This window comes from Pseudonocardia humida (genome assembly GCF_023898865.1).
Lineage (GTDB): Bacteria > Actinomycetota > Actinomycetes > Mycobacteriales > Pseudonocardiaceae > Pseudonocardia > Pseudonocardia humida.
The window spans coordinates 1-22,953 of sequence record NZ_JAGSOV010000064.1 but is presented as its reverse complement, the minus strand read 5'-3'; the positions used below and the strand labels follow the sequence as shown (position 1 = coordinate 22,953).

The 22,953-nt window shown below is 74.3% G+C and carries 22 protein-coding genes; 13 read left to right on the top strand and 9 right to left on the bottom strand.

Translation table 11 applies throughout. The features are described from left to right. The first annotated feature begins 145 nt into the window (after window positions 1-145). Genes KDL28_RS30220 through KDL28_RS30205 form a run of 4 tightly spaced genes read left to right on the top strand, consistent with a single transcriptional unit; the run spans window position 146 to window position 4,954 of the window. Window positions 146-1,342 carry an SEFIR domain-containing protein gene (locus KDL28_RS30220; protein WP_252444132.1) on the top strand — a complete coding sequence of 399 codons (1,197 nt, stop codon included), beginning with the start codon at window positions 146-148 and terminating at the stop codon, window positions 1,340-1,342. Continuing rightward, window positions 1,342-3,804, top strand: coding sequence for an amino acid adenylation domain-containing protein (locus KDL28_RS30215; protein WP_252444131.1), 2,463 nt, complete (start codon window positions 1,342-1,344; stop codon window positions 3,802-3,804). Before KDL28_RS30220 ends, KDL28_RS30215 begins: the two co-directional genes overlap by 1 nt. Beyond that, window positions 3,801-4,541 (top strand): hypothetical protein, encoded by a 741-nt coding sequence (locus KDL28_RS30210; RefSeq protein ID WP_252444130.1) that lies wholly within the window; start codon window positions 3,801-3,803, stop codon window positions 4,539-4,541. Before KDL28_RS30215 ends, KDL28_RS30210 begins: the two co-directional genes overlap by 4 nt. Next, the gene (locus KDL28_RS30205; RefSeq protein ID WP_252444129.1) at window positions 4,487-4,954 is read left to right on the top strand and encodes a hypothetical protein; all 468 of its coding nucleotides are present in this window, start codon (window positions 4,487-4,489) and stop codon (window positions 4,952-4,954) included. Before KDL28_RS30210 ends, KDL28_RS30205 begins: the two co-directional genes overlap by 55 nt. 19 nt (window positions 4,955-4,973) lie before the next feature. Here KDL28_RS30205 and KDL28_RS30200 read toward each other — a convergent pair whose 3' ends face one another. The 4 genes from KDL28_RS30200 to KDL28_RS30185 are packed head-to-tail and all read right to left on the bottom strand — an operon-like array spanning window position 4,974 to window position 8,780. Continuing rightward, window positions 4,974-5,564 carry a GTP-binding protein gene (locus KDL28_RS30200; RefSeq protein WP_252444128.1) on the bottom strand — a complete coding sequence of 197 codons (591 nt, stop codon included), beginning with the start codon at window positions 5,562-5,564 and terminating at the stop codon, window positions 4,974-4,976. After that, window positions 5,545-5,910: a DUF742 domain-containing protein gene (locus tag KDL28_RS30195; protein WP_252444127.1), complete on the bottom strand. Its 366-nt coding sequence runs from the start codon at window positions 5,908-5,910 to the stop codon at window positions 5,545-5,547. Before KDL28_RS30195 ends, KDL28_RS30200 begins: the two co-directional genes overlap by 20 nt. Before the next feature lie 6 nt (window positions 5,911-5,916). Then, complete coding sequence (locus tag KDL28_RS30190) at window positions 5,917-6,336, bottom strand: roadblock/LC7 domain-containing protein (protein WP_252444126.1); 420 nt, start codon at window positions 6,334-6,336, stop codon at window positions 5,917-5,919. Continuing rightward, the gene (locus KDL28_RS30185) at window positions 6,333-8,780 is read right to left on the bottom strand and encodes a sensor histidine kinase (protein ID WP_252444125.1); all 2,448 of its coding nucleotides are present in this window, start codon (window positions 8,778-8,780) and stop codon (window positions 6,333-6,335) included. Before KDL28_RS30185 ends, KDL28_RS30190 begins: the two co-directional genes overlap by 4 nt. A gap of 721 nt (window positions 8,781-9,501) precedes the next feature. Between KDL28_RS30185 and KDL28_RS30180 the strand changes: the two genes are divergently transcribed. Then, window positions 9,502-9,870, top strand: coding sequence for a DUF5313 family protein (locus KDL28_RS30180; protein WP_252444124.1), 369 nt, complete (start codon window positions 9,502-9,504; stop codon window positions 9,868-9,870). Window positions 9,871-10,192: 322 nt separating this feature from the next. On the opposite strand, the gene KDL28_RS30175 is transcribed toward KDL28_RS30180, so the two are convergent. The 4 genes from KDL28_RS30175 to KDL28_RS30160 are packed head-to-tail and all read right to left on the bottom strand — an operon-like array spanning window position 10,193 to window position 13,713. After that, a complete protein-coding gene (locus KDL28_RS30175; protein WP_252444123.1) occupies window positions 10,193-11,200 on the bottom strand; it encodes a 1-acyl-sn-glycerol-3-phosphate acyltransferase in 1,008 nt (335 codons plus the stop codon). After that, complete coding sequence (locus tag KDL28_RS30170; protein ID WP_252444122.1) at window positions 11,197-12,048, bottom strand: patatin-like phospholipase family protein; 852 nt, start codon at window positions 12,046-12,048, stop codon at window positions 11,197-11,199. The genes KDL28_RS30175 and KDL28_RS30170 overlap by 4 nt, the downstream gene beginning before the upstream one ends. A gap of 34 nt (window positions 12,049-12,082) precedes the next feature. Beyond that, window positions 12,083-13,075, bottom strand: a complete 993-nt coding sequence (locus KDL28_RS30165; protein ID WP_252444121.1) for an inorganic phosphate transporter — start codon at window positions 13,073-13,075, stop codon at window positions 12,083-12,085. A 2-nt stretch (window positions 13,076-13,077) separates the two neighbouring features. After that, complete coding sequence (locus KDL28_RS30160; RefSeq protein ID WP_252444120.1) at window positions 13,078-13,713, bottom strand: DUF47 domain-containing protein; 636 nt, start codon at window positions 13,711-13,713, stop codon at window positions 13,078-13,080. Window positions 13,714-13,871: 158 nt separating this feature from the next. Here KDL28_RS30160 and KDL28_RS30155 point away from each other — a divergent pair, with 158 nt between their 5' ends. Then, a complete protein-coding gene (locus KDL28_RS30155) occupies window positions 13,872-15,248 on the top strand; it encodes an MFS transporter (RefSeq protein WP_252444119.1) in 1,377 nt (458 codons plus the stop codon). 143 nt (window positions 15,249-15,391) lie between these two features. Here the strand turns inward: KDL28_RS30155 and KDL28_RS30150 are convergent, their stop codons facing one another. Beyond that, window positions 15,392-16,174: an SDR family NAD(P)-dependent oxidoreductase gene (locus KDL28_RS30150; protein WP_252444118.1), complete on the bottom strand. Its 783-nt coding sequence runs from the start codon at window positions 16,172-16,174 to the stop codon at window positions 15,392-15,394. Between the two features lie 123 nt (window positions 16,175-16,297). Here KDL28_RS30150 and KDL28_RS30145 point away from each other — a divergent pair, with 123 nt between their 5' ends. The 7 genes from KDL28_RS30145 (at window position 16,298) to KDL28_RS30115 (ending at window position 22,152) form a co-directional block, all read left to right on the top strand. Next, on the top strand, window positions 16,298-17,113 hold the full coding sequence (locus KDL28_RS30145; RefSeq protein ID WP_252444117.1) for a mycofactocin-coupled SDR family oxidoreductase: 816 nt from the start codon (window positions 16,298-16,300) through the stop codon (window positions 17,111-17,113). An 80-nt stretch (window positions 17,114-17,193) separates the two neighbouring features. Continuing rightward, window positions 17,194-18,375, top strand: a complete 1,182-nt coding sequence (gene mftD / locus KDL28_RS30140) for a pre-mycofactocin synthase MftD (protein WP_252444116.1) — start codon at window positions 17,194-17,196, stop codon at window positions 18,373-18,375. A 13-nt stretch (window positions 18,376-18,388) separates the two neighbouring features. After that, window positions 18,389-18,967, top strand: coding sequence for a TetR/AcrR family transcriptional regulator (locus KDL28_RS30135; RefSeq protein WP_252444115.1), 579 nt, complete (start codon window positions 18,389-18,391; stop codon window positions 18,965-18,967). 47 nt (window positions 18,968-19,014) lie between these two features. Next, window positions 19,015-19,650, top strand: a complete 636-nt coding sequence (locus KDL28_RS30130) for a TetR/AcrR family transcriptional regulator (RefSeq protein WP_252444114.1) — start codon at window positions 19,015-19,017, stop codon at window positions 19,648-19,650. A 128-nt stretch (window positions 19,651-19,778) separates the two neighbouring features. After that, window positions 19,779-20,564, top strand: coding sequence for a FadR/GntR family transcriptional regulator (locus KDL28_RS30125; RefSeq protein WP_252444113.1), 786 nt, complete (start codon window positions 19,779-19,781; stop codon window positions 20,562-20,564). Further along, window positions 20,561-21,400: a fumarylacetoacetate hydrolase family protein gene (locus tag KDL28_RS30120; protein ID WP_252444112.1), complete on the top strand. Its 840-nt coding sequence runs from the start codon at window positions 20,561-20,563 to the stop codon at window positions 21,398-21,400. Before KDL28_RS30125 ends, KDL28_RS30120 begins: the two co-directional genes overlap by 4 nt. Beyond that, entirely contained in the window at window positions 21,400-22,152 is a 753-nt protein-coding gene (locus tag KDL28_RS30115) for an SDR family NAD(P)-dependent oxidoreductase (RefSeq protein WP_252444111.1), read from the top strand. Before KDL28_RS30120 ends, KDL28_RS30115 begins: the two co-directional genes overlap by 1 nt. The last annotated feature ends 801 nt before the right edge of the window (window positions 22,153-22,953 follow it).

The following is a 22,953-nucleotide window of genomic DNA, read 5'->3' as shown; positions in this document are numbered from 1 at the left end:
CAACCGCCCTGCGATCACCCGGCGGGACACCGATCGGCGGCGGTCCCGACGATCACCGAAAGATCTCGGAGGCGGATCCGGCGATTCGGTAACGCTCTCCGCAGCACCGGCGAGCCACATGGTGCGCCGAGTGTCGGGGGACACGATGAGCGATTCCGGAGTTGCGCCATGCCAGGTACTGATCTCCTACGCGCACGAGGACGAGGGTCATAAGAACCGCGTCCGCAGGTTCTGCGAACTGCTCGCCGAGCACGATCTGGACGTCCGGCTCGACCAGTTCGCGGCGGTGCAGCGCCAGGACTGGGTCCGGTGGACGATCGCGCAGATCCGCGCCGCCGATCGGGTCCTGGTCGTGGTCTCACCCACTTACCGGCGGCGTTTCGAGCGCGCGGACGATTCCGGATCCGGTCACGGGGTCCAGTTCGAGGGACTACTGATCGGCGAGGAGGTCTTCCGCGACCCCGACTCGGCGCTGCGCAAATTCATCCCCGTGCTCCTGCCCGGGAACACGCGCGCGGACATCCCGACCGTCCTGCTGCCCTACTCGGGTACGAGCTACTCCGTCGAGCTCACCCGGGAAGGCGTCGCGCCACTGGTCGAGCTGCTGAGCGGCACCGCGGGCGGGGCGACGGCGGTGGCCGCCGAGCACCGGGCCCGGCCTGCGCGATCGGCGCAACCCGGCCGCCTGGCCGCGCTGCACCTGACCGTGCGGAGCGAGCACCCGGCGGTCGCGGACGACGTCGTGCGGGCGTTCCTCGAACTGCGCGCCGACGCCGCCGGCGTCGAGTTCGACCACGACCACGTCCCGAGCGGCGCGGTGGCGACCGGCTCCGCGGACCATTGCGCCGGCATTCTCTCCCGCGCGGCCAGGACGATCCACGCGATGCTGTCCGGCCCGCACCGCGCCGCCACGACAACGGTGCGGATCGGTGCGCACATCGCGACCAGCGCCCCGGACGCCGTCGCCACGGCCACCCGACTCAGCCTCGACCCGGTGGCGGTGCCGCTGCACGCCATCCCCGGCGCTCGCGTCGTCACCGTCGTTTCCGAACGATTCCGCGACGAGACCGCGGCGCTCACCGGCCTTTTCCCCCGCCGCGATTCCTACCGGCCGCTCAGCACCGCAGAGGGAAACGCCTGGTTCGCGGTGGCCGGACGGGCGCGGGCACCGGAACCGCCGCCCGCCGACCCGGGCGGAACCGCAGCCACCGCACCGGACGACGGCCCGGAACCGCCGCCCGCCCACGTCGTCGTGGGCGTCAACACCGGACTGATCAACAACGGCTACCTCAGCGGACGGGACATGACCGTGAGCATCGTGAAGAACTACGGGGTGCGGTGATGGGCGACGACGGTCCCGGCGAGGCCACCACCGGCGGCGGGCCCGACGGCAAGGACACGGGCACGACCGACACGGGCCGGAACGACGCGGGCCGGAACGACAAGACGCCGCCCCCGACGAGCGAGGGCCGCGGACCGGCCGCCGACGACGACCAGGACCGGGAGCGCGACCGGCGGCTGAGCAACTCCACCGGCGACGCGTTCGACGCCCTCGCCCGGGAGGCCTACGAGCACGGCCGCGCCGTCCTCGACCCGACGACCCTCGTCGCCGGCCGCGACGCGCACGTGACCATCCGCACCAACCTGGTGGTCGGCGGCCGCCACCTGCCGACCCGCGCGCCGGGGCGGATCCGGGAGGAGGACCTGGTGTCGCTGCGGGCCCGCTACGTCGCTCCGGCGAACTACGACGACCTGCGCGCGCTGCTGCTCGACCGGCACCTGCTGGTCCTGTCCGGCCAACCGGCGAGCGGGCGCACCACGAGCGCCCTGCACCTCCTCGACGACCTGACCGGCGGCCAGGTGTCCCGCCTCGACCCGACGACGGCGGTCGCGGACCTGGCGGGCGACCACGTGGCCCCGGGGCACGGGTACCTGGCGACGGTCGCCGACGGCGACAAGCGGCTGTCCGCCGTGAGCGCGGACCGCTTCGCCGAGGTGCTGGGACGGAACTCCGCCTACTGCGTCCTCGTGGTCGGCGACCACGCCGACACTGCCGACCAGCTCCTGGGCTACAGCGCGCCGTGCCCGCCGCCCGACCCGCTCGAGCTGGTCGCCGGGCACATCGACGCCGACCTCCCGCCCGACAGCCCGGCCGAGCTGCCCGCGCGGCTGATGGCCCTGGCCAGGTCCGCCCGCCTGCGCAAGGCGCTGGGCCCCGCGCCCCGCACCGACGAGGCGGCCGGACTGGCCCGGCTGCTGCTCGCGCACGGCGGCGCCGACGAGCCGGCCGTCGACGAGATCGAGTCCGAGCTGACCGCCTTCCTGGACACGCAGGTGGCCCGGTGGTTCGCCGTCCTCGACGCCCCGGCGCACGGGGAGCGGGCCGAGCGGGCGCGCCGGCTCAGCGCGCTGCGCATCGCGATCGCCGTCTTCGACGGCCTCCCCTCGCACATCGCGATGAGCGCGGCCGAGTCGCTCGCGGCCCGCATGACGACGCCGTTCGGGCCGCCGTCGACCGGCCGCGCGGCCACGCCCGCGGTGACCGCCTTCGGGCGCCCGCGCGTGCTCACCGCCGAGGACGACCGCAACCTCCTCGGCTCGACGCGGCTGGTCGAGGAGCGCCGCACCGTCACCTTCCGCGGTGCGCTGGTCCCCGCCGACGTCCTGCGGTTCATCGACCCGAGGACGCCTTCGGCCGTGCTCCGCCACATCTGGAAGCACCGCCCGGCGCTGCGCCGCCCGCTGATGATGTGGCTCGACGAGCTGGCGTGCGACTCGCAGCCCGCCGTCCGCGTGCGGGCGGCGCAGGCCGCGGGCCTGCTGTGCTCCACGGAGTTCGCGCACGCCTTCACCGAGCTGATCGAGCCCGCGGCGCGGGCGGGCTCCCGCAGGAGCACGGCGCACGCCGTGGAGGACATCGACGACGCCGACCCGGAAGCGGACAGCGAGCGGTGGCGCCACCGGCGTGAGTTCGCCGCGCTCGCCCTCGACCACGCCGCCCGCGACCCGGGCGTGCGCCGAGCCGTCACCCGCACGCTGCGCCGGTGGCGCCGCCGCGACGACCCCGCCCTGCGGTGGACGTCGGCGACCGCACTCGGCTACGACGTCGGCCACGCCGACCTGGCGGTCACGCTCGACGAGCTCCGCGTCCTGGGCACCCCCTACGAGACGGTCGACGCCTCCGCGATCGGGCCCGGCCCGCTGCTGCGCGACTGGAACGCCCTGCTCTTCGCGGCCGGCCTCAGCCTCGCGCGCCTCTTCGGCACCGGCGCTCACGAGGGCGTGCTGCGTCGGCTGGACGAGTGGATGCACCACGACCGGATCAGCCTGCGCAAGCTCGCCGTGCAGGCCGTGGTCCTCATGTCGGGCATCCCGGTGTCCGGGTTGGGCAGGCCGGACAACATCGACGTCGACGACCTGCTGCTCTCCGGCGCCGACGTGCCCACCGGCCGCGACCGCTGGCCCGTGCTGCTGGCCCTGCAGGGGCGACACCCGAAGGTCGTCAAGCCGGCGGCCGAGCTCGTGCGCGATGCGCTGCGCAGCCCGTGGCGCGAGGTGATGGCCGACGTCATCGGCGACTGGTTCGACTCGGCCGCCTCCGACGTATCTCTGCTCGGCGCGGTCGAGTCCTTCCTACCGCTACTCGTGGTGGAGCAGTCCGACCGCGCCCGATTGCGCGCACTCGTCCGCCGCAAGCAGCGCATGTGGGCGGACCCGCTGCCGGCGGACGTCGCGGCCCGGTTGGACGCAGCGCTCGTCGCCGCAGCGAGCGTGCCGCGAGAGGTGAAGGTGGTTCCGGCATGACCCAGACCGACGAGAGCACCCGGGGCGCCGACACCCCGTCCCACGACCACGAGCCCGGCCCGCGCACGCACGACTCGACCGGGTGGTTGCGCCCGCTCGCCCCGGTCGACCCCGCGGATGGGGTGCAGACCGTCCCGGGGGAGGTCGTGCCGGTCGCCGGCCGCGCCGTGGGCGTCTTCGTGCCGCACCCGGGCGAGCGGCGCGATCCGGCGACGTGCCCGCTGATCCGCGAGTGGCCGCTGCGCCGGCTCAACGCGCTCTACCACCTGCCCCGCTCGCAGGCGCGCACCGGCCTGGTCATCATGACCCCGCGCAGCGGCCCCACCCCGGTGGGTCCGAACGGCCGCCCGGCCAAGGCGGAGGTCTTCTGGAGCGGGGGCACTCTTTACGAGGTCGACCTCGGGCTGCACCACACCACGCTCGAGTTCGAGCTCCCGTCCCGCCTGGAGATGATCGCGTTCACCGCGGTCGTCGACGTCGAGTGGCGGGTCGTCGAGCCCGCTCGGGTCGTCGGCGACAACATCCGCGACATCCGGGCGGCGCTGATCCCGCTGCTGCGCAGGCGCCTGCGCGAGGTCACCCGCGGGTCCCCACCACGGAGCTCAGCGCCGCCGACACCGCGGCGTCCGCGGCGATCGAGGGCTGGGACCCCGGCGAGCCGTACGGGCTGCGGACCAGCACCGTGCTGCGGCTGCGCGCCGACGAGCAGTCCAGCGAGCACGCCGCCGCGCGGTTGAAGCTGCACCAGCAGATCGAGATCGAGGAGCTGGAGCACCGGCTCAAGGACCTCGCCGACCGGCACGAGCGCGAGCGCCAGCAGAACCGGCTCGCCGCGTACAAGGCGATCATCGCGGCCGGGAACGTCGAGCAGTTCGCGCTGCAGCTGGCCCGCAACCCCGACGACGTCCGGGCGGTGATGGTCCTGGCCCGCGAGGAGCGCAACGAGGAGCGCCGCCAGCTCACGGACTTCCTCACCAACCTGCTGTCCTCCGGCGCGATCGACCGCTGGGACATCGAGGACCAGGTCCGCGAGGCGCTGTCCTGGCTCGCGGAGTCGACCCGGAACGCCGTGCAGACCGGTGAGTACGACGCGAGGTGGAAGGCGTCGGCGGGCAACGGCAGTACCCGCGGCCCGGTCAGCGCCAACTGAGCGGCGGCTGGCGGCGTGCTCAGGCGAGCACGCCGACCTCCGCCCGCTGCACGAGGTGCTCCAGCAGGGTCACCAGGACCTCCTTGCTCGAGTCCTTCGCGCGCACGTCGCAGTGCACGATCGGCACGGGGCCGTCGATGTCGAGCGCCTCGCGCACCTCGTCGACCGGGTACCGCGGCGAGCCGTCGAAGCAGTTCACCGCGAGCACGAACGGGATGCCGCGGTGCTCGAAGAAGTCGACGGCGGGGAAGCACGAGTCGAGCCTGCGGGTGTCGGCCAGCACGACGGCGCCGAGCGCGCCCGCGGCCAGCTCGTCCCACATGAACCAGAAGCGCTCCTGGCCGGGCGTGCCGAACAGGTACAGCACCAGCTCCGGGTTCACCGTGATGCGCCCGAAGTCCAGCGCGACCGTGGTCGTGGTCTTGCGGTCGAGGCCGGTGATGTCGTCGATGCCGGCCCCGGCCTCGGTGAGCAGCTCCTCGGTGCGCAGCGGCGGGATCTCGCTGACCGCGCCGACCATCGTGGTCTTGCCGACCCCGAAGCCGCCCGCGACGAGGACCTTGAGCGCGGACTGGCCCAGGAGCGGGCCCTCAGAGGTTGCGGACGCCATCGAGAACCGCCTGGAGGACGACGCGATCGGTTTGCGGGGACACGGTGCGCGGCGGGGAGCGGAACAGCAGCTCGCCGCGCTCGATGAGGTCGCTCAACAGCACCTTCACCACCACCAGGGGCAGGTCGACGGTCGCCGACACCTCGGCGACCGAGACCGGGCGCTGGCATGCGGCGAGGATGCGGGCGTACTCGGGTTCGCGGCCCGGCTCACGGTGCGAGCCGATCGCGACCACCAGGGTGATCATGTCGAGGTCGTAGCGGCCCGGTCGGGTGCGCCCGCGGGTGAGCGCGAACGGGCGCACCAGCGGTCCGGCGTCCTCGTCGAACCACGAGTCCTCGGCCACCGGGGCTCACCCGCGGTCCGCGCCGGAAGCGGCGCGGGGGGCGGCGGAGAGCGTGTGGCCCACCCGGCGGACCAGCAGCCCGGTCTCGAACGCGACGGCGCCCAGGTCGGCCTCCGCGGTCGCCAGTACGGCCAGGCAGGCCCCGGGGCCGGCCGCGGTGACCAGCAGGACCGCGTTGTCCATCTCCACGACCGTCTGCTGCACGGTCCCGCCGTGGAACTGGGAGGACGCGCTGCGGGCCAGGCTGTGGAAGGCGGAGGCGACCGCCGACATGTGCTCGGCGTCGCTGTCGACCACCGACGACGACGAGGCGATGAGCAGCCCGTCGGAGGACAGCACCACGATGCCGGTGACGCCGCCCACCCGGTTGCCCGTGTCGTCGAGCAGCCAGGTGAGGTCCTGCCGCGGGATGCGCGTTCCGGTCACGTGCGCGGTCCTTCCGTGCGGTCGTCGTGGCCCTGGTCCAGCTCCCGGGCCTGCGCGGTGCCCCGGCGCAGCGCCGACATGCGGTTGCGCGCGGTCTCCGGGCTGTAGGTCGGCGGGGCGAACAGGTCGGGGTCGTCGGGCTCGGCCGGGGCGGCGCCCGACTCGGCCGAGCCGACGTGGGCCAGCAGCCGGGAGTCCATGTGGGCCTGGCGCCTGCGGCGCGGGAGGCGGGGCAGGCCGCCCTCGGCGGTGGGGGTGACCGACTCCGGGACCAGCTCCCGGCTGTCGGGGACGCGGCCGGGCGAGGGACGCCGCGGCGCGGGCCCGGGCGCCCCGGCCCCCTCGGGGGCCGCCCACGCCGGCACCCGCACCCCCGGCGTCGACGGCGGGGCGCCGTCGTCGACGCGGTGCGCGCCCATGCCGGACCCGACCCCGTGCTGCGACGCGCGCGTGCGGGCCGACGCCGACGACCCGACGCCCGCTAGGGCGGGCCGCTCGGTCGACGTGGCGTCGCCGGCCAGGATCGCGGTCGGCACCAGCAGCCCGGCGCGGATCCCGCCGAACGCCGAGGAGCGCAGGGTGACGGTGACGCCGTGCCTGCGGGCCAGCCGGGCCACCACGAACAGCCCGATGCGGGAGTCGCGCGAGAGGGTGAACAGGCCGAAGTCGGGCGGGTTGCGCAGCATGTCGTTGAGCTGCACCAGCTGGTCCTCGGCGATGCCCAGGCCCTGGTCCTCGACCTCCACGACGACACCGCGGCCGACGACCGTGCCGTGCACCTCGATCGGCGCCCCGGGCGGGGAGAAGGCGGTGGCGTTGTCGACCAGCTCGGCGATGAGGTGCACGAGGTCGCCGACGGCGGCGCCGTCGACCATGACGAGGGGCAGGTTGCCCACCGTGACCCGCTGGTAGTGCTCGGACTCGCCGACCGCGGCCCGCACCAGCTCGCCCAGCGCGACCGGGTTGCGCCACTGCCTGCGCGGCTGCTCGCCGCCGAGGATGATCAGGTTCTCGGCGTTGCGCCGCTCCCGGGTCGCCAGGTGGTCGAGGGAGAACAGCAGGTCGAGCTGGTCGGGGTCGGGCTCGGCGCGTTCCAGCCGGTCGAGCACCTGCATCTGCTGGTGCAGGATCGCCTGGCTGCGCCGGGCGATGTTGAGGAACGCCGCGTTGAAGCCCTCGCGGGTGTGCGCCTCCTCGACGGCCGCCTCGACCGCCGTGCGCTGGGCCTTGTTGAACGCCGCGGCGACCTGGCCGATCTCGTCGGCGCCGTGGTCCAGGGCGGGGATGTCGCGGTCGAGGTCGAGCCGCTCGCCCTTGCGCAGCCGGGCCACCGTCTCCGGCAGCGTCGTCTCGGCCAGCGCCAGGGTCTCCCGGCGCAGCGAGGTCAGCCTGCGGACCACCCGGGAGGTGACGGCCAGCGCGATCAGGAACGCCGCGACCAGCGCGACCAGCGCCACGACCGCGATGATCACGGTCGTGCGCACCACGTCCTGCGCGGCCGCGGCGTCGCTCACCGCCAGCGCCGACCGGCGCTCGAAGCCGATCTCCATGAACTGCCGGGACAGCTCGCGCGCCGCGGCCCCGGTCGCGACCAGGTCGGGCAGGGGGACGGCGGCCTGCTCGGCGTCGGGGGCGCCCTCGCGGAAGCCCCGCGCGATCACCGCGTCGGCCAGGGCCGCCACCTGCCGCCACTCGGGGCCGGCCTGGATGGCCGCGATCCGCTCCTGCTCGGCCGGGGTGAGCCGGGGGAGCAGGACCTGGAGCGCGCCGCGGTAGGCGCCGGTGCCGGTGCCGAAGTCGTCGAACTCGGTGCGGGTGAGGTCGCCGGTGAGCAGGCCCGCGACCAGCGTCGAGTTGGCCTGGTCGATCCGGTCGGCGATCCCGTGCAGGTCGGCCGACCGGTTGATGGAGTTGGCGCTGGCCGCGGACTGCGCGCTCTGGGCCTGGACGTGGCTGCCGAAGGAGATCAGGTCCGTCACCCGGCTGTAGGTCTGCATGACCTCCGCCCTGGGCAGTGCCCTGGCGTCCACCTGGGCCCGCAGCTGCGGCAGCTGGTCGACCATCGCCCCGATGCTGCTGGGCGTGCGCAGCTCCGGCGGGAGCAACCGGTAGATCTCCGCCGCCGCCTCGCGCAGCTGGGCGAAGCTGCCGTCGACGGCGGCGCGCGCCTCGTCCAGCAGGGCGCGGTGCTCCGCGGTCGGCGCGGCCAGGAAGAGCACGCTCGCGCTGCGCTCGTCGATCAGGCTGGGGAAGAAGCCCGCGCCCTCCGTCGCGCCGATCCGGCTGGCCTCGGCGATCCTCTCCTCGGTGACCGCGTCGCTGATCAGGTTCACGCCGACCACCGCGCCCGCGACGAGCACCAGCGTCGAGGGGATCATGACGCCGGCGAGCAGGCGCGTGCGCAGGGACGGCGCGCCGGTCCGGGGTGCCCATCTGAACCGCATCAACACACCTTCCGGTCACGGCGGCGGCCGCCCTGCACACCGAGAGTAATAATGCGTACGCCGAAAGAACCGGACATCCGCCAGGGGAGCGATGGCGCGGGACGCTATCACGGACCGAAAAGCCACGGAAAGCACACGCCGCGGACATCGGTACGTCCGATCGAGCGACCCCGTTCGCGACTCGGCGAGCGGGAGCGGGACGGTCGGGGTGCCGGACGGCGACGCGCGACGTCCGCCCGCCGGACGGGCCGGCCGCCGGGCGCTCCCGGACGCGCGCCGAGCGGACCGACTCACCGATCGCCACCCACCGTCGATTCATCGGAAATAGATCCCGCGCCGCCGTGATGCCCTTTTCCGCGGCTCGGCCGACGACCGACGAGAAAAGCGCCGGAACACCGGCATCCGCTCTCGGACTCCCCCTGCGACGGCCGTCCGCTCCCGTTCCACCGGCCGGGGAAGCATTGCCGCTGCAACCATCCGGCCACCGACAGCCCTCACGACCAGCGGCGGACCACCCGGGAGCGCGGACGCCGCGCTCGGCAGGACACCGGACCAGTCCACCCTCCGCCGCGAGGGCAATTTCGTACCCCCATCTTCGCGCACTTTGCTGAGGCGTTCGGAGCAGGTGCTCGACCACCCTGCGTAGGAATGCCCGCGTTCAGCCCCAGGCCGGAACGCACGGGCGCGGTTCCGCGCCGGCCCAGCCGGGTACGCCGTAGGCATGTCCACCGACACCGTCCGGCCCGACCCGTTCCGCTGGGTCCTCTACGCCTTCGGGGCCGGCCTGCCCGAGCGCAACCGGGCGTGGGTGTTGCACGACGTCACCACCCGCACCTGGTTCCTGCGCCACCTCGTCCGCGCCGTGGTGCAGATCGTGCCGGTCGCCCTGCTCCTCTACGTGCTGCTCAACCCGGTGCTCGGGTTCAGCCCGACGATCACCCTGATGGCGATCGTGGCCGGCGCCGCGATCGGGCTGTTCTACGGCGCGGCGTTCGCCTGGGGCTCCACCGTGCACCGCGCGATCAAGGCCGGGTACTCCGAGGCCACCGTGGAGGCGGCCCGCGCGGAGCACCGCCAGCGCACCGGCTGACCCGCGATCCGCTTGCCCGAACCCGGCGACGGGTACGCCGACGCCGTGGACGACACCATCCCGCCGCTCGAGCCGCCCGATCCCGGGCGGCCGGCGCCGCAGCCCCCGCCCGTGCCGCCGACTCCCCCGACGCCCCACCCGGACCCGGCGCCGCCGCTGCCCGGTCCCGACCCGGGGCCCGTCCCGCTGCCGGAGCCGATGCCCCCGAACCCGGCGCCGGAGCCCGGCCCACCGGTCCCGCAGCCGCCACCGGGCCCCCTCGACCCGCGCTGAGGCGGGGTCCGTGCCCGGCGGGCACCCGCCGACCGGCGGTGGCCGCCCGTCAGCCTGCCTCCTCCCGGCGGACCTCGTCGATCCACGCGTCGATGCGCTCCCACCACTGGTAGAGCCACTCGACCTGCTCCTCCTCGGTGCGCGGCACCTCCGCGACCGGCACCCGCCACCAGCGCATCCGCACGGTCTGGTCCAACGGCAGCTCCCGCCACACGTCGGCGAGGGTGTAGAGCTGGTCGAGCCCGGCGTGGGCCACCCACACGACGTCGGCCTCCGGGGCGGCGGCCAGCGCCGCGGTCAGCCCGCCGGGACGCGGGGCGAGCACGTGGCGCATGGCCTCGGACCGGCGGGCCATGTCCTCCAGCCCGCGCCCGCGCAGCCGCTCGATGGCCGCGAGCCTGCGCCGCTCGGTGAAGTTGCCGCCCTCCGGGAAGATCAGGAACGCGTCGTCGTGGTCGAGAGCGTGGGCCAGCTCGGAGATGCGGCGCTCCAGCGCCGCTCCCCCGCCGCGGATGAACCGGTTGGGCAGCCGGTTGAGCACGACGTCGAGGGCCGGGTCCCACTGCAGCTGCTCGGCCAGCACGATCCTCGGCTCCCGCGCGTACCAGTTGACCAGGGCGTGGACCAGCATGAACGAGTCACCCGGGCCGGCGTGGCGGGAGCAGACCACCAGCGGGCGGTTGAGGTACTCGTCGGGGTGCGGGCCCTCGATCTCGATGCGCAGCCGCAGCACCCGCACCACCTCGCGGTACAGCACGTCCAGGTACCAGCCGATCAGCTGGTAGTGCAGGCGCTGGAACAGCGGGGTGCGCAGGGCCGCCCCGAACCCCGACAGCAGCCAGTACCAATACAGGACCACCAGGACCGTGCTCTCCAGCACGAGCGCGACGACCGCCACCCACAGCACCCGCAGCGCCCGGAACTTCCCGGGCAGCAGCGGCGACACCGCGGCCGCGACCACCAGCCAGCCCGGCAGCGTGACCAGCACCAGGACCGTCAGCAGCAGCACGCCCGGCGCGAGCAGCACCCGCCGGGCCCACCGCGGGGGTGGTCTCACGCCCGGCTCCCGTCGTCGGAGTAGATCCCCAGGTACTTCGCCGACGCCTGGTACGCGGCCGCGACCCGGTGGCCGGTGGCGCCGGTGGCCCGGTAGCGCAGGGCGGCGCGGCTGTCCCAGCGCGGGGTGCCGCCCCCGGTCGGCAGCACGTGCACCTCGACATCGGGCGGCACGGCGGCCAGATCGCGCGCGTAGCGGTGGCGGCGGGCGATCTCGAACGCGACCATCGCCACCTCCCACGGCCGCCGCGGCGGCCGCAGCGGCTGGTCGACCCGACCCACCTGGAGCACGAAGACCCGCCGCGCGCCCAGCTCGACCGCCCGGCCCAGCGGGATGCTGTTGACCAGGCCGCCGTCCAGGTAGTGCCGGCCGTCGATCTCCGCGGGCGGCAGCAGCCCCGGCACCGCCGCGGACGCGAGCACGGCGTCGACCACCGGCCCGCGGTCGAACCAGTGCTCGGCGGCGTCCTCGATGCGGGCCGCGCAGCAGGTGAACGGCACCGGCAGGTCCTCGATGCGGCGCTCCCCCACGATCTCGCCGATCATCCGGCGCAGCGGCGCCGGCGAGTGCGCGGCTACCCCGCTGCTCGCGAAATGCCGCAGCCGGGCGACGCCCCCGCCCGCGAACAGCTCGCGGGCGCCGGGCGAGCGCCAGGCCAGTTCGAGCCGATCGGCCACCTCGGCGGCGGGCAGCGCGGCGAGCACCGCCCCGTTCAGCGCCCCGACCGACGTCCCGACCACCAGGTCGGGCCGGATGCCGGCCTCGACCAGCGCGCGCAGCATGCCGATCTGCACCGCGCCGAGCACGCCGCCCCCGCCCAGGACGAACGCCGTACCGCCGGTGCCCACCGGCCCCATGCTGCCAGCCGGTGGCCCGGGCCGCTCACACCAGTGCGTGCAGCGCCCAGAAGGCCAGCGCCCCGACCAGCGCGGCCATCGGGATCGTCAGCACCCAGGCCACGACGATGTTCGTGGCCACGCCCCACCGCACCGCCGAGAGCCGCTTGGTGGCGCCCACCCCCAGGATCGCCGAGGTGATCGTCTGCGTGGTGGAGATCGGCGCGGCGAAGGCGAAGGCCGCGGTGTAGAGCACCGCGGAGGCGGTGGCCTCGGCGGCGAAGCCGCGCGGCGGGTCGAGGTCGATGATCCGTCGCCCCAGCGTGCGCATGATCCGCCAACCGCCGGCGTAGGTGCCGGCCGACAGCGCGCCCGCCGACACCACGATCACCCAGAACGGCACCTCGAAGCCCTGGTGGTAGCCGCCGACGACGAGCGCAAGCACGATCACGCCCATCGTCTTCTGGGCGTCCTGCAGGCCGTGGCCCAGGGCCATGGCCGCCGCGGAGACCGTCTGGGCGTGCCGGAAGCCGCGGCTGAGCCGGGACGGCCGACCCCGCCGGAAGATCCACAGCAGCGCCAGCATGACCAGGCCGGCCAGCACGAACCCGACGATCGGCGAGACCACCATCGGGATGACGACCTTCTCCAGGACCCCGGACCACTTCACCGTGCCCGCGGAGGCCAGCGCGGCCCCGACGAGACCGCCGATCAGGGCGTGCGACGACGAGGAGGGCATCCCGAAGTACCAGGTCACCAGGTTCCACACGATGGCGCCGATGAGCGCGCTCAGCACCACGACCAGCCCGGAGATGCCGGTCGGCGGGTCGATGATGCCGCTGCCCACCGTGCTGGCCACCGACGTCCCGAGGAAGGCGCCGATCAGGTTCATCACCGCGGCCATCAGCAGCGCCGCCCTCGGGGTGAGCGCGCGGGTCGACACCGAGGTGGCGATCGCGTTGGCGGCGTCGTGGAAGCCGTTGGTGTAGTCGAAGCCCACCGCGACCACGATCACGACGATGATCGCCGCGAGTTCCATGCTCAGGCTTCCTTGACGGCGATGCTCTGCACGGTGTTCGCCACCGTCTCGAAGGCGTCCGCGGCCTCCTCGAGGGTCTCCACGACCTCCTTGACCTTGAGCACGGTGAGCACGTCGGCGGGCGGCGCGTCGTCCGGCGGGGCCAGCAGGTCGCCCAGCAGGGTCCGGTAGACCGCGTCCGCCTCGTCCTCGAGGGAGTTGACGTCGATCCAGAAGCTCTCCAGGCCGGCCAGGTCCTCCAGCCTCGGCATCGCCTCGGTCGTGCACGCGGCGGCCCGGCGCAGCACCTCGACCTGCTGGGCGATCCCCGCGGGCAGGGCGCCGAGGCGGTAGAGCACGATCCGGTCGGCGGCCTCCTCCATCGCGTCGATGACGTCGTCGAGGGCGGAGGCCAACCGGTAGATGTCCTCGCGGTCGAACGGCGTCACGAACGTCCGGTTGAGCATGACCATGATGTCGTGGGTCAGCTCGTCGCCGCGGTGCTCGCAGTCCCGCACCGCAGCGGCCGGTCGGGCCCGGGCCGGTGGCTCCGAGGCGACCAGCTTGGCCAGCTCGTCCGCGGCGGTCGCGATGTTCTCCGCGGCTCGGGTGAACAGCGGGTAGAAGCCCCGCTCGTGCGGGGTCAGGCGAAAGGCCACGGTGCTGTCTACCCGATGCGCGCCCGCCTACTTGGGGCGGCGCCCCCACCGCCGCCGCGGCCCCTTCTGAACCGTTACCCCTCGGCCTCGAGTTGTCGACCATCCGACCGTGTTGCATGGTCCGTTCCGGCGGGCCGGTACTCGACGGGGAGACGGTGATGGCGCAGGAGAGCGCGGGCGGCGGTACGACCGACCCCCGGACGACGACCACCGTGGACGACGGCTCCGGCAACCGGGTCGACCGCTCCGCCCTGCGCACGGCGGCCTGGGGCGGGCTCATCGGCACCGCGCTGGAGCAGTACGACTTCGTCATCTACGGCACCGCCACCGCGATCGTGTTCAACGAGATCTTCTTCCCGGACGCCGAGCCCGCCGTGGCGATCCTGGCCGGTTTCGGCGCCTACGCCGTCGGCTTCCTGGCCCGGCCGCTGGGCGGGCTGTTCTTCTCCCGCTACGGCGACCGGCTGGGCCGCAAGTTCGTGCTGGTCGCGACGCTGTTCCTGATGGGGATCTCGACGTTCCTGATCGGTCTGCTGCCCGACTACCGCACCGTCGGGGTGCTGGCCCCGGCGCTGCTGGTGGTGCTGCGGCTGTTGCAGGGCTTCGGGGCCGGGGCCGAGCAGGCGGGCGGCGTCGTGCTGCTCACCGAGATCGCCCCGCGCCACAGCCGCGGCCGCTACGCCTCGCTGGTGTTCGTCGGGGCATCGGCGGGCACCGCGCTCGGTGCCGTGGTGTGGATCCTCGTGCAGCTGCTGCCCGAGGACCAGCTGCTGTCGTGGGGGTGGCGGCTCGTCTTCTTCTCCAGCGCGTTCGTCACCGTCGCGGCATACGTGCTGCGCCGCAAGCTGCGCGACGCGCCGGTGTTCGAGCAGGCCAAGCGCGAGCAGGCGGCTGAGCAGCGGGCCGCGGGCTCGCCCATCCGCAGCGTGTTCACCACCGGCCGCCGGGCGTTCCTGCGCACGTTCGCGCTGAACATCGGCGGCAACACCCAGTCCTACGTCTTCCAGGTGTTCATCGGCAGCTACCTCATCGAGAACGTCGGGGTCGACCCGAGGCTCGTGCCGCAGGCGCTGCTCGTCGGGGCGCTGTTCGGGTGCGCGGCGGCGTTCACCGCGGGCCTGCTCACCGACCGCTTCGGCCGCCGACCGGTGATCATCGCCGTGGCCGTGTTCCTGGTGCTGTTCCCGGCCCCGGCGTTCCTGCTCCTGGATACCGGCGACACCGCGTTGGTCGTGCTGGTGATCGTGCTCGGTTTCGTCTTCGCCGCCTACGGCACGGTCGGCTCGCAGGCCGCGGCCTTCGCCGAGCTGTCGGGCTCGCGCCACCGCTACGCCGGGGTCGCGCTCGGCCGGGAGTTCTCCGCGGTCCTGGGCGGGGGCATCGCGCCGCTGCTGTCCGGGGTGCTGGTGCAGGTGTTCGCCGGCTGGCTCGGGGTGGCCCTCTACATGATGGCGATCATGATGGTCAGTCTGCTGACGGCCGTCCGGATGCCGGAGACCCGGGGCCGCGACCTGCTGGTGGAGGCCGACGCCTGACGCTCCGGCCCGACGTGACGCAGCGAACGCCGACCCCGTTGCACGGCGGCTGACCGACAGCCCGTACAGCCGCAACTGCCGTGACGTGCTGAGGTGCTCGACGGCGCCCGCACGGCCCCCACCCCGCCTGACGCGCCGCGGGGTCAGAACACGGTGTAGCCGCCGTCGACGACGACCTCGTTGCCGGTGTGGAAGGTCAGCGCCGGATCGGCCAGGAACGCCGCGACCTCCTCGAACTCGGCAGGCTCCGCCCACCGGCGGACCGGCGTGCGGGCCGTGGTCGCCGCCGTGAACCGCTCGTTCCGCAGGGCGGGCGCGGTCATGTCCGTGCGGGTCCAGCCGGGCAGCAGCATGTTGCAGCGCACGCGGTGGCGGGCGAGCTCGACGGCCAGCGTGCGACCGAGCCCGAGCAGACCGGTCTTGCTGGCGGCGTAGGCGGCCTGGTTGGCCGCGCCGAAGCGGCTCACCGTCGAGGCGACCACGACGATCGAGCCGCCGCTGCCCTGCGCGACGAAGCGCCGGGCGGCCTCGCGGGTGGTCAGGAACGCGCCGTCGAGGTTGGTCCGCAGCACCCGCCGCCAGTCCTCCAACGGCGTGTCGACGAACGGGGCGGCCGCGCTGATCCCGGCGTTGGCCACGAAGCAGCCCAGCGGGCCCAGCTCGTCGACGGTGCGGGTCATGGCCTCGGCCACCTGCTGCTCGTCGGCGACGTCGCAGGCCACCGCGAGCGCGCGGACCCCGTGGCCCCGCAACCGCTCGACGGCGTCGGCGCTGGTCGCGCCATCGCGGGCCCACACGGCCACGTCCGCGCCCGCCTTGGCCATGCCCTCGGCCACGGCCAGGCCGATCCCCCGGTTGCCGCCGGTCACCACGGCCGTCAGGCCGGCCAGGCGGGGTCCCGCAGCTCCGTCGCTCGATCCGTCCACCCGCCGACCGTAGCCCGGCCGCGGCGCGGAGCCGACGACAGCGGCGACGGTCACATTCGTTGACTGAGTACCCAGTCAGGGGGATGGTCGGGGGACAACGGATCGGACGAGGGAGCGGATGCAGTGGCCGGACGTGTGCAGGGCAAGGTCGCGCTGATCACCGGAGCGGCGCGGGGGCAGGGCAGGGCGCACGCCGTGCGGCTGGCCCAGGAGGGCGCCGACATCATCGCGGTGGACGTGGCCGCGCCGCTGCCCAGCGTCGCCTACGACTCGGCCACCCCCGAGGAGCTGGCCGAGACCGCGGCCGCGGTGGAGAAGCTCGACCGGCGGATCGTCACCGCCCGCCTCGACGTCCGCGACCTGGACGCGCTCAAGGCCGCCGTCGACGACGGCGTCGCCGAGCTGGGCAGGCTCGACGTCGTGGTGGCCAACGCCGGGATCTGCGTGCCCCGCTCCTGGGACGAGGTCACGCCGAAGATCTTCGACGACACCATCAGCACCAACGTCACCGGCGTCTGGAACACCGTGATGGCCGGCGCGCCGCACCTGGTCACCGCGGGCGGCGGCTCGGTGATCATCATCAGCTCGGCGGCCGGGCTGAAGGTGCAGCCGTTCATGGTCCCCTACACCACCAGCAAGTGGGCGGTGCGCGGCATGAGCAAGGCGTTCGCCGCCGAGCTCGGCCGCCACCACATCCGGGTCAACACCGTGCACCCGACCGGCGTCAACACCCCGATGGGCACCGGCGACATGCAGGCGGTGCTGGGCAAGGCCATCGGCGACTACCCGCGGCTGGCCCCGATGTTCACCAACCTGCTGCCGGTCGACATCACCGAGCCGGAGGACGTCGCCGACACGGTGCTGTTCCTGGCCTCGGACGAGTCGAAGTACATCACCGCCCACGAGATCGCCCCGGACGCCGGCGTCACCGAGTTCTGAGCCGCACCCGGGCGTCCGGGCCGGTGATCTGCGCCCTTCCGACAGGTCCGGCGGAGCGAGGAAGGAATTAGGGTTCGCCCATGGCAAGCACCAGGGACTGGTTCGAGACGGTCGCCGAGGCCCAGCGCCGGGCCAAGCGCCGGCTGCCCAAGGGGGTCTACATGGCCCTCGTGGCCGGCGCCGAGGCCGGCACGACCATGGACGACAACACCGCGGCCTTCGCCGAGCTCGGCTTCCGCCCCCGGGTGGCCGACCTGCCCACCGAGCGCGAGGTCTCGACGACGGTCATGGGCCAGGACGTCGCCTTCCCGGTGCTGATCTCCCCCACCGGGGTGCAGGCCGTCGACCCCGACGGCGAGGTCGCCGTGGCCCGCGCGTCGGCGGCGGCCGGCACGGTGATGGGGCTGTCGTCGTTCGCCTCCAAGCCGGTGGAGGAGGTCGCGGAGGCCAACCCGAAGTTCTTCTTCCAGTCCTACTGGGTGGGCGACCGGGACGCGATGCTGGCCCGCGCCGAGCGCGCCCGCGCGGCGGGTGCCAAGGGCCTGATCGTCACCCTGGACTGGGTGTTCGACTCCCGCCGCGACTGGGGCAGCCCGTTCATCCCGGAGAGGCTCGACGTCAAGGCCATGGCGCGGTACGCCCCGCAGGTCGCGGTCCGGCCGGGCTACCTGCTGCGCTGGCTCAAGCACGGCAAGCTGCCCGACCTGGGCGTGCCGAACCTCGTCGCGCGCGGTCAGGACGTGCCCACGTTCTTCGGCGCCTACGGCCAGTGGATGATGACGCCGCCGGTCACCTGGGACGACCTGCAGTGGCTGCGCGAGCAGTGGGGCGGCCCGTTCATGGTCAAGGGCATCACCCACCCCGACGACGCCCGGCGCGCCGTCGACATCGGCGCCACCGCGATCTCGGTGTCCAACCACGGCGGCAACAACCTCGACTCCACCCCGGCCAGCATCCGGCTGCTGCCCGACGTCGTGGACGCGGTGGGCGACCAGATCGAGATCCTGCTCGACGGCGGCATCCGCCGCGGCTCGGACGTGGTCAAGGCCCTGGCCCTGGGCGCCCGCGCCGTGATGATCGGGCGCGCCTACCTGTGGGGAATGGCCGCCAACGGCGAGAAGGGCGTCAACAACGTCCTGGCCATCCTGCGCAGCGGCGTCGAGGAGACGCTCTTCGGCCTGGCCAAGTCCTCCATCCACCAGCTCGGCCCGGACGACCTGGTCATCCCGGCCGACTTCACCCGGTCCTCGCCGAAGAAGTGACCCGCGGGCCGCGGTGACCGGCGAGCAGCGGCGACCCGACGCGTCGGGTCGCGACCGCATCCTGGCCGCGGCCGAGGAGCTGTTCGCCGAGCACGGCTTCGACGGCACCTCGGCCGCGCGGCTGGCCAGGGCCGCGCAGGTGCCGCAGGGGCTGATCTTCTACCACTTCGGGACCAAGCAGAACCTGCTGCTGCAGCTGGTCCGCGAGCGCTCCGACACCGCGCTGACCGGCCTGCTGCCCGAGCCGCGGCCGGCCGAACCGCGCGACGCCGTGGCCGAGCTGTGGCGGCGGCTGCGCGACCAGCTCGGCACCCCGAGCCCGCTGCACCGGATCGTCTTCCGCGAGCTGGACACCCATCCCGAGCTGCGCGAGCACGCCCTGCAGTTCGAGCGCGACACGATCGGGCGGGTGGCCCGCTACCTGGCCGCCGCCTGCGCGCACGACGGCCCGCCCACCCCGGTCCACCTGGCCGCGGCCCGGCTGCTCACCGTGGCCGCGTCGGTCGCCTCGATCACCCACGGCGACGGCGGCCACGGCCTGGCCCCCGACGTCGTCGCCGACCTCCTCACCGGCGGCCTCGCCGCTCCGTGATCCCAGCAAGGGATTACGCCCGTAAACTTGCGCTGTAAGCTCACAGCATGGCCTCGACACCCCGCTCCGGGACCCGCGAACGCAACCGCCGCGGCCAGGGCGGGCGGCTCCGCGACGACATCGTGCGCGCCGGTGCGGAGCTGCTCGACGAGGCGGGCGACGAGCAGGCCGTGACGCTGCGCGCGGTCGCCCGCCGCGTCGGGATCACCGCGCCCTCGATCTACGCCCACTTCGCCGACCGGCAGGCCATCCTGCTGGCCGTCGCCGCCGGGGCCTTCGCCGAGCTCGACGAGCAGCTCCGGCGGGCCCGCGACGCCGCGGACGCCGATCCGGTCGCCCGGCTGCGGGCCACCTGCGCGGCGTACCTGGAGTTCGCCCGCACCCGACCGCAGCGCTACCGAGTGATGTTCGGTGGGGTGTGGAACGCCGAGCAGGCCGTCGCCGGCGGGAGCATCACGCAGGCGCAGGCCACCGAGCTCGGCCAGGACGTCCTGGGGCTGTTGATCGCCGAGCTGCGGGCGTGCGTGGAGTCCGGCGCGTCGCGGAGCACGGACGCGGCCGCGGACGCGGTGGCCCTCTGGCTGGGCCTGCACGGCCTGGCCCACCAGCGCACCGCCGCACCGGCCTTCCCCTGGCCGCCCGACATCGCCGACCGGCTGGTCACCACCCTCGCCCACCTGTGACCAGGAGGCGGGCCAGCTCGGCGGCAGCCTGGGCCGGGCCGAGCGCACGGTAATTCGTATGACGACTGATGTCACCGCGCCCTCCTCGGGTAGGGTTCCGCCCGACCGTCCGCCAAGGAGTGGGAGCCATGACCGCAGCGCCGCTCGACGGTCCCGCCGCTCCCGCCTGGACCCGGCGCCCGACCGGGCTCTCCCGCGCCGTCGCCACCGAGCTGGTTCAGCGCATCGTGGCGGGCACCTACCCGCCGGGCACCCCGCTGCCCACCGAACCGGTGCTCTGCGAGACCTTCTCGGTCAGCCGCACCGTCGTCCGCGAGTCGGTCAAGATGCTGCAGGAGAAGGGCCTGGTCCGGGTGCGCCAGGGCTCCGGCACGGTGATCGCCGATCAGGACCACTGGAACCTGCTCGACGAGCAGGTGCTCGCGGCCAGCATCGGCGCCGAGGAGGACTCCGCCATCCTCGACGACCTGGTCGTCACCCGGCGGCTGCTGGAGGCCGACATGGCCTTCGTCGCCGCCCGCACCATCTCCGGCGACGACCTGGCGCGGCTGCGCGAGCTGGTCGAGCTGATGGACGCACTCGTCGACGACTGGCCCCGCTACATGCCCCGCGACAAGGAGTTCCACGACGTCGTCATGCGGGCCTCGGGCAACCGGATCGCCCGCGGCGTCGTGCGCTCGCTGGAGTCGCAGGCCGCCGAGGCCGCCCGCTACGTGGGCCGCCCCGACGCGCACGGCTGCATCGCCGCCAACCGCGGGCACCGCGAGGTCTGCGAGCGCATCGCGGCCGGCGACGCGGCGGGGGCGGCGGCCGCGATGGACCGCCACATCACCGAGGCCTGGCTGGCCCGGCGCACCGACGGTCGGGGCGCCGACCGGCTCGACCGTACCGACCGACCGGAGGAGAGCTCGTGAGATTCGCCCGCATCGGGGAACCCGGCGCCGAGGTGCCCGCCGTCTCGGCGGACGGGAAGACCTGGCTCGACCTGCGCCCGCTGGCCCAGGACGTCACCGGCGAGCTGGTCGCCGCCAGCGCGGGGCTCGACCTCGCCGAGCTGCCCGGGCTGCCGGTCGGCCCGGGCACCCGGTTCGGCCCGCCGCTGGGCCGCATCGGCAAGATCGTCTGCATCGGCCTGAACTACCGCGACCACGCCGCCGAGACCGGCGCCGAGCCGCCGCCGGAGCCGGTGGTGTTCATGAAGGCGCCCGACACCGTCGTCGGCCCCGACGACGAGGTGCTCGTCCCGCGCGGGTCGACCAAGACCGACTACGAGGTCGAGCTGGCCGTCGTCATCGGCCGCACCGCCCGCTACCTCGACTCCCCCGCCGCGGCCGCCGGGCACATCGCCGGCTACGCGATCAGCAACGACGTCTCCGAGCGCGAGTTCCAGATCGAGCGCGGCGGGCAGTGGGACAAGGGCAAGAACTGCGAGACGTTCAACCCGTTCGGGCCCTGGATCGCCACCGCCGACGAGGTGGGCGACCCGCAGGCCCTCGGGCTGCGGCTGTCGGTCAACGGCGAGTCCCGCCAGGACGGCAGCACCAAGAACATGATCTTCGATGTGGCGCACGTCGTGTGGTACCTCAGCCAGTTCATGACGCTCTACCCCGGCGACGTGATCAACACGGGGACGCCGGCCGGCGTCGCCATGGGCAAGCCCGACCCCAAGCCCTACCTGCGCCCCGGCGACGTCGTGGAGCTGGAGATCGACGGCCTGGGCCGGCAGCGCCAGACGTTCGGGGCCGCGTGATGGGCTCCCTGGACGGGCTGCGCGCCCTGGTCACCGGCGGCGCCTCCGGGATCGGGGCGGCCATCGCCGAGCTGTTCGCCGCGGAGGGCGCCGCCGTCGCGGTGCTCGACCGCGAGTCGCCCACCGCGTCCGGACTCGTCGCGGTCAAGGCCGACCTCTCCGACGACACCGCCGTCCGCGCCGCCGTCGAGGAGGCCGTGGCCGCGCTCGGCGGGCTCGACGTGCTGGTCAACAACGCCGGCATCGGCGCGCAGGGCACGGTGGAGACCGCCACCGACGACGAGTGGGCGCGCGTGCTCGACGTCAACGTCGTCGGCACGGCCCGGGTGAGCCGGGCCGCCTGGGCGCACCTGCGGGCGTCGTCGCACGCGGCGGTGGTCAACACGTCCTCGATCGCCGCCACCGCCGGGCTGCCCGAGCGCGCGGTCTACTCGGCGTCGAAGGGCGCGGTGCTCGCACTGACCCGCGCCATGGCCGCCGACGGCATGCCCGACGGCATCCGCGTCAACGCCGTCAACCCGGGCACGGCCGACACGCCGTGGGTCGGCAGGCTGCTCGACTCGGCCCCCGACCCGGCCGCCGAGCGCGCCGCCCTGGAGGCCCGCCAGCCGCACGGCAGGCTCGTCTCCGCCGACGAGGTCGCCCGCGCCGTCCTCTACCTGGCCTCCCCCCTGTCGGGCTCCACCACCGGCACCTCCCTCGCCGTCGACGGCGGCATGGAGGGCCTCCGCCTGCGCCCCCGCACCCCCTGACCCACCCCGTCCGGGACTGGGCGTCCTCGCCCGCGCCGGGGGGGACGAGAGCGACTCTCGTCCCGCCAGACGGAACGAAAGCCGCGCTCGCTCCACCGGAGGGGACGAGAGCCATCCTCGCCCCGGCGGGAGGACGGGACCCGGAGCGAGCGCGCCGTCCGCCCAACCAGGCTGCGCGAACGCGCCGCTCGCTCACCCCGGGCAGGAGCGCGTGGTTTGAGCGAACGCGCCGCTCGCCCGACCAGGCTGGGCGACCGCGCCACTCGATCGCGGGGTGCTCACCGCTCGCACCGGGGGCGGCGGCCCCCACCCCCCCCCCCCCCCCCCCGCCCCCGGGGGGCGGGGGGCGCCCCCCCCCCCCCCCCGCGACCCCCGCACCCCGCCCTCCCAGCCGCAGCCCGTGGATGCCAACCGTGCGGGGGTCGCGGCGGACGTGCTTCGCTGGGCGTGTCGACGTGACGGCAGGGGCCGAACCCCTGCTCGATCTGAGGTCGCTCGCCGCGGAGGCGCCGCCGGAGGCGCTCTTTCACCCGGCCTTTGCCCCACCGGTTCTCACGAGGCTGGGCACGCCACCCGGCAACGTTCCTGCCTACTGAGGGCGTCCGCGCGCGTCCGCTCCGGGGAGAGGAGCGCGTCGGAGGCGGGGGAAGTGCGCCTCCGGCGAGGGCCTCGGCTCGAGCAGGGGGGTCGAAGTGCCCCCTGCCGTCGCGTCGTCCCGCTCAGGTTGGCATGGCCGTCCCGACCCCCGCACGCCTGGCATCCACGAGTTGCGGTTGGGAGGGCGGGTGCGGGGGTCGGGCC

Excerpts from the sequence above, each read along its gene's own strand:
- KDL28_RS30220 (WP_252444132.1), top strand. The coding sequence starts at position 146 with ATGAGCGATTCCGGAGTTGCGCCATGCCAGGTACTGATCTCCTACGCG.
- KDL28_RS30215 (WP_252444131.1), top strand. The coding sequence starts at position 1,342 with ATGGGCGACGACGGTCCCGGCGAGGCCACCACCGGCGGCGGGCCCGAC.
- KDL28_RS30210 (WP_252444130.1), top strand. The coding sequence starts at position 3,801 with ATGACCCAGACCGACGAGAGCACCCGGGGCGCCGACACCCCGTCCCAC.
- KDL28_RS30200 (WP_252444128.1), bottom strand. The coding sequence starts at position 5,564 with ATGGCGTCCGCAACCTCTGAGGGCCCGCTCCTGGGCCAGTCCGCGCTC.
- KDL28_RS30185 (WP_252444125.1), bottom strand. The coding sequence starts at position 8,780 with ATGCGGTTCAGATGGGCACCCCGGACCGGCGCGCCGTCCCTGCGCACG.
- KDL28_RS30180 (WP_252444124.1), top strand. The coding sequence starts at position 9,502 with ATGTCCACCGACACCGTCCGGCCCGACCCGTTCCGCTGGGTCCTCTAC.
- KDL28_RS30165 (WP_252444121.1), bottom strand. The coding sequence starts at position 13,075 with ATGGAACTCGCGGCGATCATCGTCGTGATCGTGGTCGCGGTGGGCTTC.
- KDL28_RS30155 (WP_252444119.1), top strand. The coding sequence starts at position 13,872 with ATGGCGCAGGAGAGCGCGGGCGGCGGTACGACCGACCCCCGGACGACG.
- mftD (WP_252444116.1), top strand. The coding sequence starts at position 17,194 with ATGGCAAGCACCAGGGACTGGTTCGAGACGGTCGCCGAGGCCCAGCGC.
- KDL28_RS30130 (WP_252444114.1), top strand. The coding sequence starts at position 19,015 with ATGGCCTCGACACCCCGCTCCGGGACCCGCGAACGCAACCGCCGCGGC.
- KDL28_RS30125 (WP_252444113.1), top strand. The coding sequence starts at position 19,779 with ATGACCGCAGCGCCGCTCGACGGTCCCGCCGCTCCCGCCTGGACCCGG.
- KDL28_RS30115 (WP_252444111.1), top strand. The coding sequence starts at position 21,400 with ATGGGCTCCCTGGACGGGCTGCGCGCCCTGGTCACCGGCGGCGCCTCC.